This is a genomic window from Serratia sp. M24T3 (assembly GCF_000257645.1).
In the GTDB taxonomy this organism is placed as follows: Bacteria; Pseudomonadota; Gammaproteobacteria; order Enterobacterales; family Enterobacteriaceae; genus Rouxiella.
The window spans coordinates 65,586-80,295 of sequence record NZ_AJHJ01000003.1 but is presented as its reverse complement, the minus strand read 5'-3'; the positions used below and the strand labels follow the sequence as shown (position 1 = coordinate 80,295).

The 14,710-nt window shown below is 53.8% G+C and carries 14 protein-coding genes; 4 read left to right on the top strand and 10 right to left on the bottom strand.

What is annotated here, in order from left to right; all coding sequences use genetic code 11:
* Nucleotides 1-5: 5 nt before the first annotated feature.
* The 3 genes from SPM24T3_RS03740 (at nt 6) to SPM24T3_RS03730 (ending at nt 2,680) form a co-directional block, all read left to right on the top strand.
* Nucleotides 6-1,508 (top strand): FGGY-family carbohydrate kinase, encoded by a 1,503-nt coding sequence (locus SPM24T3_RS03740; protein WP_009635365.1) that lies wholly within the window; start codon nt 6-8, stop codon nt 1,506-1,508.
* A 238-nt stretch (nt 1,509-1,746) separates the two neighbouring features.
* On the top strand, nt 1,747-2,223 hold the full coding sequence (locus SPM24T3_RS03735) for a hypothetical protein (protein WP_009635364.1): 477 nt from the start codon (nt 1,747-1,749) through the stop codon (nt 2,221-2,223).
* 31 nt (nt 2,224-2,254) lie between these two features.
* Complete coding sequence (locus SPM24T3_RS03730; RefSeq protein ID WP_009635363.1) at nt 2,255-2,680, top strand: hypothetical protein; 426 nt, start codon at nt 2,255-2,257, stop codon at nt 2,678-2,680.
* Between the two features lie 96 nt (nt 2,681-2,776).
* Here the strand turns inward: SPM24T3_RS03730 and SPM24T3_RS03725 are convergent, their stop codons facing one another.
* Nucleotides 2,777-3,760 carry an alpha/beta fold hydrolase gene (locus SPM24T3_RS03725; RefSeq protein ID WP_009635362.1) on the bottom strand — a complete coding sequence of 328 codons (984 nt, stop codon included), beginning with the start codon at nt 3,758-3,760 and terminating at the stop codon, nt 2,777-2,779.
* Between the two features lie 197 nt (nt 3,761-3,957).
* Here SPM24T3_RS03725 and SPM24T3_RS03720 point away from each other — a divergent pair, with 197 nt between their 5' ends.
* Nucleotides 3,958-4,590 (top strand): TetR/AcrR family transcriptional regulator, encoded by a 633-nt coding sequence (locus SPM24T3_RS03720; protein ID WP_009635361.1) that lies wholly within the window; start codon nt 3,958-3,960, stop codon nt 4,588-4,590.
* A 96-nt stretch (nt 4,591-4,686) separates the two neighbouring features.
* On the opposite strand, the gene glnT is transcribed toward SPM24T3_RS03720, so the two are convergent.
* From glnT to SPM24T3_RS03675, 9 genes are all read right to left on the bottom strand, one after another.
* Nucleotides 4,687-6,057 carry a type III glutamate--ammonia ligase gene (gene glnT, locus SPM24T3_RS03715; protein WP_009635360.1) on the bottom strand — a complete coding sequence of 457 codons (1,371 nt, stop codon included), beginning with the start codon at nt 6,055-6,057 and terminating at the stop codon, nt 4,687-4,689.
* A 39-nt stretch (nt 6,058-6,096) separates the two neighbouring features.
* Nucleotides 6,097-7,083 carry an aldo/keto reductase gene (locus SPM24T3_RS03710; RefSeq protein ID WP_009635359.1) on the bottom strand — a complete coding sequence of 329 codons (987 nt, stop codon included), beginning with the start codon at nt 7,081-7,083 and terminating at the stop codon, nt 6,097-6,099.
* Between the two features lie 47 nt (nt 7,084-7,130).
* Complete coding sequence (locus tag SPM24T3_RS03705) at nt 7,131-8,297, bottom strand: aromatic ring-hydroxylating dioxygenase subunit alpha (protein ID WP_009635358.1); 1,167 nt, start codon at nt 8,295-8,297, stop codon at nt 7,131-7,133.
* A gap of 96 nt (nt 8,298-8,393) precedes the next feature.
* Nucleotides 8,394-9,443, bottom strand: a complete 1,050-nt coding sequence (locus SPM24T3_RS03700) for an LLM class flavin-dependent oxidoreductase (RefSeq protein ID WP_009635357.1) — start codon at nt 9,441-9,443, stop codon at nt 8,394-8,396.
* 26 nt (nt 9,444-9,469) lie between these two features.
* Nucleotides 9,470-10,387: an amino acid ABC transporter permease gene (locus SPM24T3_RS03695; RefSeq protein WP_237712970.1), complete on the bottom strand. Its 918-nt coding sequence runs from the start codon at nt 10,385-10,387 to the stop codon at nt 9,470-9,472.
* A 45-nt stretch (nt 10,388-10,432) separates the two neighbouring features.
* Nucleotides 10,433-11,206, bottom strand: coding sequence for an amino acid ABC transporter ATP-binding protein (locus SPM24T3_RS03690; protein WP_009635355.1), 774 nt, complete (start codon nt 11,204-11,206; stop codon nt 10,433-10,435).
* Between the two features lie 15 nt (nt 11,207-11,221).
* On the bottom strand, nt 11,222-11,986 hold the full coding sequence (locus SPM24T3_RS03685; protein ID WP_009635354.1) for an SDR family NAD(P)-dependent oxidoreductase: 765 nt from the start codon (nt 11,984-11,986) through the stop codon (nt 11,222-11,224).
* Nucleotides 11,983-13,650, bottom strand: a complete 1,668-nt coding sequence (locus SPM24T3_RS03680; RefSeq protein WP_009635353.1) for an FAD-dependent oxidoreductase — start codon at nt 13,648-13,650, stop codon at nt 11,983-11,985. The genes SPM24T3_RS03685 and SPM24T3_RS03680 overlap by 4 nt, the downstream gene beginning before the upstream one ends.
* A gap of 13 nt (nt 13,651-13,663) precedes the next feature.
* Nucleotides 13,664-14,566 (bottom strand): ABC transporter substrate-binding protein, encoded by a 903-nt coding sequence (locus SPM24T3_RS03675; protein ID WP_037377545.1) that lies wholly within the window; start codon nt 14,564-14,566, stop codon nt 13,664-13,666.
* Nucleotides 14,567-14,710: the final 144 nt, after the last annotated feature.

Genomic DNA, 14,710 nt, shown 5'->3' with positions numbered 1-14,710 from the left:
GAGTAATGAGTCAATGTCTGCTTGGGATCGACGCGGGTAATACCATGATCAAAGCGGTGCTGTTTGATTTGCAGGGCAGCGTGCTGTCAGTCGCCGAATGTGCCGGAGAAACTTTGCGTCCGCAGGAAGGGTTTGCCGAGCGACCGATTGAGGACATTTATCACGGCGTGACTCAGGCGGTCAGGGATTGCCTGGCGCAGGTTTCGCAGCAGAATCTGCAGGTGATCGCAGTGGGAGCCGCAGGTCACGGCAACGGGCTGTATGCATTGAACAAACAGCGCCAGCCGCTGCTGGGCATCCAGTCGATTGACCACCGCGCCGCCAGTCTGGTGCACCAGCTGGAACTCAGCGGCAGAGACAGCGCCATCTATCTGCGTTCATTGCAAAAACCTTGGCCAGCCGCCACGCCGGTTCTGATCAGCTGGCTTAAACACCAGCAGCCGGAGGTGTATCGTCATATCGGTCATCTGCTGTTGGCAAAAGACGTCATTGCCTTTTTCCTCTCTGGCGAAATTTCCGCTGACTTCTCCGACGCCGCAGGAGCCGGGCTGCTCTACTACCAATCCCGCAGTTATGATCGATCACTCATTGCGCTGTACGATATCGAAGACGCTCTGCCACTGCTGCCACCGCTGCACGAATCCAGCGACGTGGTGGGCCATATTACAGCGCAGGCCTCGGCGCTCACCGGCTTACCAGAGGGAATACCCGTAGTGGCCGGAATTTTTGACGTAGTCGCCAGCGCAGTCGGGTCTGGCGTGGTTCACTGCGGAGAAGCCTCGATTGTCGCCGGCACCTGGAGCATCAATCAGGTGGTGGTCGATAAGCCCGAGTATTTGCGCCCGGTATTTATGAATTCAATGATCGAGCGCTATCGCTATATGGCAATTGAGGCCAGCGCCACTTCAGCGGCTAACCTCGACTGGTTTCTGCGCGAATTTGACGATGGTCGTGCGGGTCAGGGCGCGGTGCGCAGCAGCGACATTGTTGCCAGCGTAACGCCAAACAATCAGCTACCGCTGTATCATCCTTATTTGTATTCGGGACGTAAGGCAGGCCCGGCGAAAGCCGGATTTTACGGCCTCGGCGGCTGGCATACTCGCGCCGATATGCTGTATGCGCTATTTGAAGGCGTGACGTTTGCCCACCGCGCCCACATAGACAGGCTCAGAGCGGCGGGAGTCCCCTTTACTCAGGCAACTCTGTCCGGCGGTGCGGCGCGCAGTTGTGTCTGGCCGCAGATGTTTGCCGACGTGCTTGGTATTCCAATCCGCGTGACAGAATGCAAAGAAACTGGCGCATTGGGTGCAGCTATCTGTGCCGGAGTTGGCATCGGAGTCTGGCCAAATCTTTCGGCGGGCGTGGCGCAGGCTGTTAACGTCACGGCACAACCTTTTATGCCAAATTCGGAAATGTTTGCCTTCCATGAGCCGCGCTACCGCTTATTCAAAAGAATTGAAACTGTGATGGCCGAGCTTTGGCAGGCCAATGAAGAGATCGATGCTTAACTTTCGCCGCACATCCCCGCGCCAGCCAGATCCCGACTGGCGCTTTTGGTGCATTTTTGCACTGTGCTGATCCTTCTTTTTAAGAATCGATCCCGGCTTTTCCGCAATCATTTTCTATCTCCTTGATAACCAACAACTGAATATATTTTCACCCATTGGCATAACAGTTGCATTTAATTAGTTAATTAATTAAATGGCACGACTTTACGGCGTAGTTTACCCATCAGGAGAAAAGGTTATGACGGTTGATGAAGTGATCGCGCGTTTCGAACAGGAACGCGAAAAAATCTGGTTCGAGCAACCCGCAGAAATTGCCGATCTCGGCAAAGGCATTGTGCCTCGCGGCACCGGTTCGCGCGGGCAATACCTGAGCACCATTATTTTTGCCGAAGGTGAAGCTCGAACGCTGGCCGATGAAATGCTGTGGGGGCTTATCCGCGTTGCCGAAGACAGCGCCGAGGCTGATCTGAAGACGCTGCAACTGCTGATCAGAGAGATAATTGGCTACAAGGCTGATTTCTTTGATTTTGTCAGCCTGCCTGAGGCGGCAAAAATGGTGCATTTGTACGTCGCCACCGCCGAACGCTGTACCAGCCTCGATGAACTGGCTCGCCTGTCTCACGCCGCGCTGTCCTGGGCCAATCGTCTGCACATGTGGGTTGATTTCATTCTTCCCTGGGGCCTTGGCGACGGCTTCCGCCGCGTTAAAGCCTAATCATTTATTTTTAGCCTAATCAGGGGGATGCATGAAATTACAAATGTCCGTGGCCGGTGAAGCCGTCTGCGTAATCGAAGTTTGGGAAGATAAAGTACCCAATCTGGTAAAAGAGCTGCGCGCCAAGCTGCCGATGACCAGTATTTTGCAGCACGGCAAACTGATCGGCGATATGGTGTTTTTCACCATGCCCATCGTCGCCCCGTGGGAAAACAAGTTCAAAACCGAAGAGGTCGGCAGAATGCGCCGTGAGAAGTACGGCGTCTGCACCGGTTCAGTCTGTTTCTACAGCCCGCGCCAGCAGTTTTGCGTGGTCTACGGCGATGACACCGCCGAAGAGCCACTGCCGATTTCCTACATTGGAGAAGTTATCGAAGGCTCACTGCAACTGCGTGTTACCGGTCTGGAAACCTGGTTCGATCAGGGCCGCACCGTAGAATTAGCCATTATCGAGTAACGCGTATTGTTAAACTCATGTGCTTCCTCCGCATTAAATGTGGGGGAAGCACAAAGGTGGGGAACCGCGACACATATTTCGCCATGCTCCCCCCTTTTAACTCCCCAGCAATTCTCGCATCGCCCGCTCGACCTGTTCTGACTCTGCGGCAAATCTTCCCGGTGCGCCCGCACAGTGTCCAAACGGGGATTCCAGCGGTAACCACACGCCGATGCCAACGGGTAATTGCTCAAACTCCAGCCCTGCCTCTTCAACGGTAAAATACTGGTCGGTGCTACCGGGCATCACAATGGTTTTGGCTGTGACCTTGCCGATATCGTCAAAACTGACCTCACCGCCCTGCCAGGTTTTAAGCATCGCCAGTAAATCGTTGGCATCCCAGCTTTGGTGACTCTGCTCCCAGTTCAACAGCAGCGCCTCAAGCGACTCAAAACCAAGCTGTTTATATAGCCCGTCGCGGAAGAATTCTGCGCTGTAAGCCCAGCCTGCATAGTTACGGCCAAAAGCCGCCAACCCAGTCAGCGGTGGCGTTTCATAGCGACCGCGGTTAAATTTCCCATCGGCCAGAAGTGCGGCTTTTACACCTTCCAGAAACACATGATTCAGCGGCCAGCAGCGCGCGGTGCCGCAAATTGGCAGCAACGCTCTGACATGACCGGGGTAACTCACCGCCCATTGCCACGCCTGCATCGCGCCCATTGACCAGCCCGAAACCAACGCAAAAGAATTTATCCCCAGAGCCTGACTGAGTTGATACTGCGCGCGCACGTTATCTTTCACCGTAACCGCAGGAAAATCAGCGCCGTGCTGCGGCCCAGAGTGGCTCGGCGAACTCGACAGACCGTTGCCAAACATATTGCTCAGCACGATGAAATAACGCGTGGGATCCAGTGCTTTGCCCGGCCCTATCAGCTTGAAATAGTTGCGATGCGATCCGGTGTAATAACTGGGGATCAGGATGGCGTTATCGCCCTGCTCATTCAGCTCGCCAAAGGTCGCATAGGCCAGTGACGCCTGCTGCAAAACTTCGCCGTTTTGCAGGGGAAAATCGCCCAATAAAAACTGCTGATGATCCTGCACTATGACGCTCCTTATGTTTGCGAAAGGATAAATAAATTCACTGCTAATTAATTAACTAGTTAACTTATTGAGATGACAGGGATTTTAAAACAGATCCAAGATTATCTAATAAAATGCCTATAAATCATTTCATTATGTCATTTGCTCATGCGAAACTGACGTTAATCTTATTATGCAGCATTTAAACAGGATGGCTAATGAAGGAACCTAAAGTCTCGGCCCGAATTACTGCAACGGACAAGCCAGCAAAAAAAAATCAGAGCGATGTTGCGGCAATTTTACTCGACTCGGCATTTGACCTGTTTGCCAACCAAAATTACTCCTCGGTGCGAATTAAAGATATTGCCAAAGCCACCGGACTTAACTCGGCGTTGATCTACTATTATTTCGGATCCAAAGAAGATTTATTTCTCAAAGTGATAGAAGCTGCGGTCGAAAAAGCATTCCTGCAATTTGACACTATTACCGCCAACTCGGCCACACCTAAGCAAGTGCTGTTCTCTTGGATTGAAATCCATATTTTGCAGTTTACGCTGATGCAGAAGCTAGCCAAAATTAGTTTGGACTACGCTAATACCCACGAGCATCTGACCAATATCGATAAAGCGATCAAAAAGTTTTACGAGAAAGAGTCAGTGGTGCTGAAAAACACCTTAAAAGACGGCATCACTGCCGGAGAATTCCGCGACGTGAATCCCGCGGATATGTCGATGTTTATTTCAACCTTTCTGGACGGGGTTTTATTTCGCACGGTGATGTTCCCTAATTTTAAATATAAACACGCCATCAACTGCATGCGTGAGTTTGTGCTGGAACATCTGGAACGCTAGCCACTGCACAATCATCGAACCGCCTTATCCGCCCTCCCCAATAAAAATTGAGGAGGGGATCAGACCCTGGAATAAAGAAATTGGGGGCATCAGCACTTAGAATATCGAACTATATTTCTCGATTTCCCATTGGCTGATGCTCAGGTGATACTGATTCCACTCCTGAGTTTTATATTTCACAAACTCATCCTTCAGCGCTTTGCCCAACGTCGCCTCAATAAACGGATCGCTGTCGAAAGCTTCCACCGCCTCGAGCAAATTCTGCGGCAGGAAATCGATACCGCGAGCGGCACGCTCTGCTTCAGTCATGGCATACAAGTTGTCTTCATTCGGTTTGCGCGGATCGATTTTCTCACGAATACCTTCCAGACCGGCGGCCAGGGCCAAAGTCGCCGCCAGATAAGGATTTACCGCCCCGTCGGCATTGCGGGATTCACAGCGGCCGCCACCTGCCGGCACGCGAACCGAGTTGGTGCGGTTGTTCGAGCCATAGGAGTTAAACACCGGTGCCCATGAGAAATAGCTCATTGCCCCCTGTCGCACCAGCCGTTTGTAGCTGTTAACCGTTGGCGCAAAGGCGGCACAGAGCGCGCGACCGTGTTTAAGCAACCCGCCAATAAAGTAGTAGCCGATTTCGGTCAAGCCTAACCCGTAAGGATCTTCATCGCTGGCATCCTGAGTTTTGAACAGGTTGCTGCCGGTTTTCAAATCATACAGCGACATGTTGAAATGCGCGCCGGTACCCGTTTTGTCTGAAAACGGTTTTGGCATCATGGTCGCCACCAGCCCCATTTCTCTGGCGTAATGCTTGGCCATAAAGCGGAAGAAAATCATTCGGTCACAGGTGGTCAATGCATCGGCGTAGTTAAAATCAAATTCATACTGAGAATTGCCGTCTTCGTGATCCAGAGAATATAAATCCCAGCCCAGACTGTTAATACAGGTGGAAACCTTATCCAGCCAGGCGAACTGTTCAACAAATCCCTGAATGTCGTAGCACGGTTTTTTCAGTTTATTGTCTTTTTCCGGCACTGACAGCGAGCCGTCTTCCTCGCGTTTGAGCAGGTAAATCTCACATTCGATGCCAAGGTTAAAACCAAAACCCATCTCGTTGGCCTGCTTGATGACGTTTTGCAGGGCAACGCGGGTGTTTAGCGCATAGGGTTCACCCTGAAAGGCATTGTCGGCGGGCATCCAGGCAATTTTCGGCTCCCACGGCAGTTGAATAATGTGGTCGAGATCCGGCACCGAGGTCAATTCATCCTCGTGCGGAGACTGCCCCAACCCGTCCAGCGCATAGCCGGTATAGCGCTCTGAACCCTGCGCCATCTGATGAAAGTGATTGATTGGTACCACTTTACCTTTTGGAATACCGTGAATATCAACATACGCGCCGATGCAATACTCAACGCCTTTGGCTCTCAACGACTGCTCAACTTCTGCAATCTGTTCCGGTGATTTCTTCATGTAAGGTTCCCGCCTGTTAAACAATCTTAATGGTGACCGCTAATCATGCTCAGCGATATTGTGTGGAATATAAGGCGCTTCCAGCGCGGCGATCTCTTCACTGCTCAACACCAATTCACTGGCAGCAACGGCATCCTCAAGATGTGAAAATTTGGTCGCGCCAATCACCGGGGCGACCACTGAATTGTGGCGATACAGCCAGGCCAGCGCGATTTGCGCCATCGGCACGCCGCGCGCATTCGCTACAGCGCCAACGGCATCGATCACTCGACTGTCGGCATCAACCGTGGCGGCATAAAGCAGTTTTGCATAGCTGTCCTGACCGGCACGCGGGCTGTCGGTTGCCTGCTGCCATGGACGCGTCAGCAAACCGCGCGCCAGCGGGCTCCACGGCGTCACGGCCACGCCTTCACTCTCACACAGTCCCAGCATTTCGCGCTCCTCCTCGCGATACAGCAGATTGAGGTGATTCTGCATGCAGATAAACCGCGTCCAGTTATTGTATTTTGCCACCTGTAACGCCTTGGAAAACTGCCAGGCAAACATCGACGAGGCACCTAAGTAGCGCACCTTTCCGGCCTTCACCAAGTCATGCAGCGCCTCGAGGGTCTCTTCCAGCGGAGTTTCATAGTCCCAACGATGGATTTGGTATAAATCGATATAATCGGTGCCCAAACGACGCAGACTGGCATCGCATTCAGTCATAATCGCCTTGCGCGACAACCCTTTGCTGTTTGGGCCGCTGCGGATTGGGTTATACAACTTAGTGCCGATCACCACGTTGTCGCGATTGGCAAAATCCTTCAACGCGCGGCCAAGGATCTCTTCGCTGGCTCCTTTGGAATAGGAGTTGGCGGTATCAAAAAAGTTGATGCCCAAATCCAGCGCCTTGCGAATAAACGGCCGACTGGCGGTTTCGTCCAGCGACCAGCTGTATCCACTGGCTTCCTTTGGCGCATAGGTCAAACAGCCCAGACAGACGGCGGATACTTCCAGGCCTGAGCGGCCTAATTTCAACGTTCTCATACTGCGTCCCTTTGTGTAATCAGAGTTAATTTTTGAAGTTTTTTGAACTATAAAAGCTTGCGCTTCATATAGTTGGCCAGATGCCAGACTGTGCGTTCGAGATGCCCAAGGCGACCCGGTTTCGCCAGCTGCGAGCGACTACCGCGACGCTGCAGGCTGTTTATCTCGAGATCTTCGGCAATGATCGCCTTGCTGCCATTTTTCATCTCTTCTGCCGTGGCGGCAAAACCTTCCTGCGCCATCGACTCTTTGGAAACCAGCACCAGACGATGCCAAACAGTTTTATCTTTATTGATAGGCAAAAGCGTGCTGATGCTCAGACGGTCGGGATTGATGCCGATCAGGCAGAACGGGTAGATAAGCATCAGGTCGATACGGCGCAGATCTTCTTCGCTCATGCCGTCAAACGGCAGCAGTCCGGCAGTCAATACCTCGCTGACTTCGCCATTTTTACGCAGCGGCTGATGACAGAAGGTCCAGCCGGGCCCGTCTTCGCCGATATAGCTCAAACGGCCGGGAAAGCTGTCTTCCAAAGTCGTGCGATGTACCGCCGAATGGTGATAGCACTCCATAAAAGTTTCCACCGCCATCTTCCAGTTGAACAGACAGTCGTAATCCAGCTCATAGGCGGTTTGCAGCTCGGCAAAATGATATTTCTCGAACAGCGGCATGACCGGCGCAAGGCGGGTTAGCAAAGAATCAACGCTGGCAGAAAAAGTGATGAAAATCATCCCGGCGACGATCTCGGTGCGGATCTGTGGCAGCTCGCAGGACTTACGGTCAAAATCCTCGGCCTGATTCATCAACGGCGCGCCCACCAGCTGCCCTTTGGTGTTGTAGCTCCAGTTATGGAACGGGCAAACAAACGCCCTGGCATTGCCGCTGCCTTCGATAATCGGTACCCAACGGTGCAGACAAACGCGGGACATCACGCGAATACCGTCGTCGCTGCGAGTACAAAGCAGCGGTTCATCGATAATATCGAGACTGAAATAGTCACCCACATTAGGCACTTGCGAAACGTGACCAATAAACAACCAGTCCTCACGGAAGATCTTTTGATTTTCTAGCTGAAAAAAGGCATCGCTGTTATAAGCCTGCGGCGGCAAAGTGGCAGCCAGTCCGGCGTCAGCGCTTTGTGCCGCGGTAATCTGATCGGCGATGGCTTGTCCATCATCAAATAAACAGTTAATTCTCTGAGTCAAGTCGAGCATGGTGTAGCCTCCATAAATTCAATTTATATAAGAGATTGCATGATGACGATTGATTAATTGCAGATCGTTTATCCGGCGTTTTTTCAGCAGCCAGCCTCAGCAGCGTATGCGCCCCAGCTCCCTCTCCAGCAGCGGAATGACTTCGTTACCAAAGCGCGTCAGCGAACGTAGCGCATGGTCTATCGGCATATCGCCAAACTGGAAAAAGCAGTTGTAATGCGTTGCGCCAGTGTCCTGCACCTCACGAATAATTCTGTCGGCCACGCTGCGCGGATTTCCAATCATCAGATTGCGGCAAACTTCCTCGGCGTCCGGCTCGTTGGCAAACGGCGGTGCGGTGATAAATGCGCCGTCAGTCAATGTTTCTTTCTCATGCAGCGCGGCAATCATGCGGGCAACAAACATCGCGCGCTCGGCAGCCTGATGCGCCTGCACCTGACTATCAGTGATATGAATATATTGCTGGACCGCGACGGGACGCTGGCTATCGATCCCCGCCTGTTCCCAGCCCTGTCGAGCATCACTGACCATTTGCCTCAGGCGCGGCGAACCGCGATAACCGGCGGTCATAAACGGCGTTGGGTTCCAGGGTTCAAAGGCGCGCAGAATATGCGGATTGGTGCTGGTGACAAACAGCGGGGGCAGCGGCTGTTGCAGCGTATTTAACAAAAAGTCAGTGCGCAGTGCGTCGCCGTTGAAGCCGAGCGACTCGGTTTTGCCAGTGGTCAACGCCGAGGCTACCTGCGCCCAACCGTCGAGCAATGCCTGATTGCGCTCGTCAACGTCCAACCCGTAGCGTTCAAATTCATAAGCCTGGTAACCGCTGCCGATACCCAGCACCAGTCGGCCTTCGGTCAGCCGGTCGACCAGCGCGATTTCCTGCGCCAGCCGCATCGGGTGATACAACGGCAGCACGATCACCGCCGTCCCGAGCTTGATACGCTGGGTATAACCGGCCATGTGCGCAGCCATCATCAATGGCGAAACGCTGAGTGAATAATTGGTAAAATGGTGTTCGGCGAACCAGGCGGTTTCAAAACCGATTTCTTCAGCCAGCGCGACCATTTTACGGGTATCTTTGATGACCCCCTGAATACCTCCAGGATTGTCCTTAAAAGACATTAAATTGAATAATCCAAGTTTCATCATGCCCCCGGCGAAAACTGCGTGAATTAACGGCGTTTGCCTTTCTGGAAATAGCGTTCAATTTTGCTCTGGATAGTGCTAAGCACCGTCGTCGCAGCCAAATACCAAATACAGGCAACGATCAATAACGGGATATTTTCATAAGTCCGCGAATATATGGCCTGTGCGGAATACAGCAGGTCCGATAATGAAATTACGCTGACCAGCGAAGTGCTTTTCAGCATACCAATCACCTGATTACCGGTTGGCGGAATAATAAACGGCACCGCCTGCGGCAAAATAATGCGTTTCAACCATTGGATTTTCTGCATACCCAGCGCGCGGGCAGCCTCCTGCTGGCCTTCATCCACCGAGGACATTCCGGCGCGGATAATCTCTGCCATATATGCCGCTTCGTTTAGGCCGAGTCCTAATATTGCGGCGGTCCACGGGGTAATCAGATCATTCATGCTGCCGGAGTAAAGAGTGGGCATAAACGGTAAACTAATACTAAAAGTCGGATATAACGCCGCCAGGTTGTACCAGAAAATTAATTGCACCAGCACCGGCGTGCCGCGAAAGAACCAGATATATCCACGGCTAAATCCGGCAAATAATGGATTTTGCGAAAGACGCATCACCGCCAAAATAACACTCAGGACAATCGCCAGCGCCATAATCACCAGAGTCAGCCACACGGTGACCCATAGGCCCTCAAGAATGGTCGGCGAGAACAAATATTTGCCCACCGTTTGCCAGCCAAAATTAGGATTCGTGATCATCGAATGCACGACCATGACGATCAGCGCGAGCCCTACGGCCAATGAAATCCAGCGCCCGTAATAACGCGGGGCGACCACCGTCATCGGCTGCAATGTAGGTGGCGTCAATGAGGACGGCGTTCGCGTGCTTGCTTCTTTCTCCGCCAGTGCGAGTCGCGGGCGAGGCTGATTATCTGTCATCATTTCTCTCATTCACTCTTGCTGAAGGAAGGACAGTCAGTCCGGTATTCACAGCACGCGGGTCAGAAAATCTCGGGTGCGCGCGTGAGCGGGAGCGGTAAACAGGCTCTGCGGCGAACCGGTTTCAATAATCGCCCCGTTGTCCATAAATGCCACTTTGCTACAAACCTCACGGGCAAACGCCATCTCGTGGGTCACTACCACCATGGTCATACCGTCCTCGGCCAGTTTGCGCATGACATCGAGTACTTCGCCGACCAGCTCCGGGTCCAGCGCGCTGGTTGGCTCGTCGAACAGCATGATGTCCGGCTTCATCGCCAGAGCGCGGGCAATCGCTACGCGCTGCTGCTGTCCGCCGGAAAGTTCGGAGGGATAGGCGTCATAGCGATGGCTCAGCCCGACGCGGTCCAACAGCTGTTTGGCCTCGCTCACTGCCTGCGCGCGCGGCACTTTCTTGACCTGCATCGGCGCTTCGATCACATTTTCCAGTGCAGTCATATGGCCAAACAGATTAAAACGCTGAAACACCATGCCGATGCGCGCTCGCTGGCGAACGATTTCCGACTCCTTTAACAGGTGCAGCTTGTCGCCAACCTGTCGATACCCAATCCACTCGCCGAACACCTGCAGCGAACCGCCGTCAATTTTTTCGAGATGATTAAGGCAGCGTAAAAAGGTTGATTTTCCCGAGCCTGAAGGGCCAATCAGACACACCACCTCACCGCTTTCGATACGCAGATCTACGCCTTTGAGGATCTCGACGCCGTTAAACAGCTTGATCACCTGCCGGGCATCTACTGCCGGTATATTGCCTGCTGCCATGATGTTTCCTCTTTTTCAGGGAGCCAGATACCAGGTACAAACCCCGCCGCCGTCGACGATCAGCATCTGCCCGGTGGTGTAACCGGCATCGTCGCTGGCCAGATAACTCACCGCCTTTGCCACCTCAAGAGGCGTTCCGGCGCGGCTTAACGGCAGGCGTGACACCTCTTCGGCCAATACTTTTTCCTGCTGTTGCCAGCCGCTGTTCGCCTCGCGGATAGGTCCGGGGCTAACGCCATTAACGCGAATGCCGTACTGCGCCCATTCCATCGCCATTTGGGTGGTCAGGTTGACGATTGCCGCCTTGCTGGGGCCAAAGGCGCCCGCCCCCGGATAACAACGATGGGCCGAAGCTCCGGCGATGCTAATAATGCTGCCGCCGCGCTCGAGCATGACTTTTGCAACCTCGGTGCTGGTGATAAAGCAGCCGGTGGCGTTAGACTGCAACACCGTTTGCCACTGGCTATCGCTGAGTTCCAGCAGGCTGGCGTGGGCGCTGGCTCCGGCGTTGTTGACTAAAATGTCGATCCCGCCCCAGTCGGCGACAACCTGATTCACCAGATTAGCCACGCTGCTGCGTTCGGTGAGCTCAGCTTGATACACCTGAACCTGACCGCCCGCCTGCACAATCTCCATTGCGGTTGTTTCCGCGCTGTGGCGGTCGTGGCGATAAACCAGCGCAATACGCGCCCCGTTGCTTGCCAGCTCCTGGCAGATAGCGCGGCCAATGCCTTTCGCGCCGCCGGTGACCAGTGCGACCTGGTTGTTAAAATTACTCATGACGATTTTTCACTCCCGTTCAATGACGCTGACTGTGCGGCCAAAGTGCGGCCGCAAATGTACCCCCAGGTCAGATTCGGCCCAAGCGTGGTGCCCGCACCGACTGCCTTGGTGCCAATCGGATTGGCCATCGCCACCCCGGCACAAAACAGTCCACGAATAATCTCGCCGTCGCGATGACGCACTCGCCCAGACTCATCAGTTCTCGGGCCGCCTTTGGTCGCCAGAAAAGAGCGATTAAACGGCACTGCAACAAACGGCGGCTGGCAGATATCCATCAAACCGCCATGAAAACGCGTATCCGCTTCCCCGTGCGCCGCCGACTGTTCACGATGAAAATCTTCATCGACGCCGTGCTGACAAAAACCGTTAAAGCGATTCACCGTGGCATCGAGACTGCCGTGCGGCAGTTTGAGTTTCGCCGCCAGCGCGGCCAAAGTCGGCGCTTTAATCATCCAGTTTTGAAAGCGCAACGCTGTCAGCCGCAGCATGGGCGAACGCTGCAACAAACGGCTATCGGCCACCAGCCAGGCCGGAAGATGTAACGGCATCCCTTGCTCGTTGCGGGCGTCCAGCACTGCGCCAAGGTTGAAAGTAAATTCATTGGTAAAGCGATTGCCGCGAGCATCCACCAGAATGGCGTTGGGCTCATAGTGGAAGTAAACCGACAATCCATAAGGCTTGCCGAGATAACGCCACGGCACCGCGCCGCCCATGTTGGCCTGATCCATATGCGCCAGCTGCGCGCCAATCTCTTCCGCCATCCGCTGCCCGTCGCCGGTATTACTGTCCGGGCTGCAAACGTAGTCCATCGCGCCAGGAAAATGCTGCTCGAGGCGCTGTGCGTCCCCTTCAAAGCCACCGCTGGCAATCACCACACCTTGCGAAGCCCGAACTTCAATCTGCTTTCCCTGTTGTGAATAACGAGCACCGATCACCTGATGACTGCCTTTGGTAAGCAGACTCTCGACTCGGGCGTCGCTCACCACACGACAGCCTAGCGCCAGACATCCCGCCAGCAGACCGGTTACCATCGCCCCACCCTTGGTGCGCAGACGACGGGCAAATCGCCAGACCAGCTGCGGCGAAAGGCGACAGGCCACACCAATCGGGTGATGCCAGATATCGTGCTTAATCACTTCGTGGTAGGTATAAAATTGTGGCAACGGTGAAGGCCTAAGTTTGAAATGTCCAAACTTGTCAAGCACGCTGGCCGCCAAGGGTAACGGGGCCAGCATTCGCCCCTGTCGTTTGGCTCCGACAAAAGTGGCCAGCGGATCGGCCTCGTCAGTCAACGCAAAGCGCAGCGGTGAATGTTTTTCAACGAATGCCAGCATTTCGGCGGCAGAGTCGGTAAAAGCCCGCCATAGCGCGTCTTCACTCTCGGCCCAGCCCGGCGGTGCCGTGGCGCGCAGGTACGCCAACGCCTCGGCGGGTGAATCCTCAACTCCCGCCTGTCTGGCGTGATGATTGGCGGGTATCCAGGTCGCGCCGCCTGACATCGCAGTGGTGCCACCCAGCCAGGCGCTTTTTTCGACAATCAGCACCGATAATCCTGCTGCTGCGGCCTTCAGCGCCGCGCTAAGCGCCGCACCGCCAGAGCCGATAATCAGCACATCGCAGTGCTCGATGAGGTCTTTACCGAGATTTTCAGACTGAAGCATCTTGGTGCCTCAGTCAGATTGGGTTGGTTTTCATCAGGTTGATGCCCGGCTTGGACAGACGCACGTCAGTCAACTGCCACTTGGTCATTATTTTGTCGTAGGTGCCGTTTTCATGCAGTACGTTGAGCGCCTTTAGCAGCGACTGAGCCAGCGCGTCATTTTCGTGGGCGACCACCATGCCAAGGTAGTATTTCGGCATCAGTGGCATTTCAATAGTGCGGATTGGCCGCGGCGCTTTCTTCTTGATTTCACCCGCAGCGGCGGCGTCGTTGAGCACAAAGTCTACTCGCCCGGCGTAAAGCGCCAGCAACACCGCATCGGCAGAAGGCAGCGTGACCGTTTTAATCGCCGGTTTACCCTGCTTGACGCAGTTAGGGGTATAGATTTCATTGATGGCGTGCTCGAAATCGGTGCCGGTCTGCACGCCAGCATTCAAGCCGCACAGCGTCAGCGGGTCGGCCTTGACGCTGGTGTTGGTCGCCAGCGTATAAACTTCATTGGTTGCGTAGGCGTAGTTAACGAAAGTGACTTGCTTCTCACGATCCAGACTGTCGGAAATGCACTCCACCGCCACGTCATAGCGCCCGCTTTTCACACCGGGGATCAGCCCGTCAAAATCGATTGATACGGGTTTAACCTTCACGCCGAGCACCTGGCCCATGGCATCCCAGAGGTCTGGTTCGAAGCCGACCATGGTTTTATTGTCATCGGCGAAAGATTCACACGGCGGATAGTGTGCATCGGTGACCAAATTGAGCACTTTGCTTTGGCGGATTTTTTCAGGTAATTGCGCGTGCAGCTGGGCGTTCATCGCCAAGGGCGCGTCTGCTGCAAGGGCGGGTGCAATAGCGGAAACACTGGCAAGAGTAACGCAAAGATAAGACAAGGCAGACACCGCGACAGATTTCATTTTCATGTTTTTGGACCCCTGGTAAAAGTTTGCCATCTCTAAAAAACCCAGTTCCATTCTGCAACCATCATGCCAAATTTAACTAACCGATTAATTAACAGGCTGTACGCGGCCTGCACAGTTTGTACATTAAATAATCAAATTGGCTTT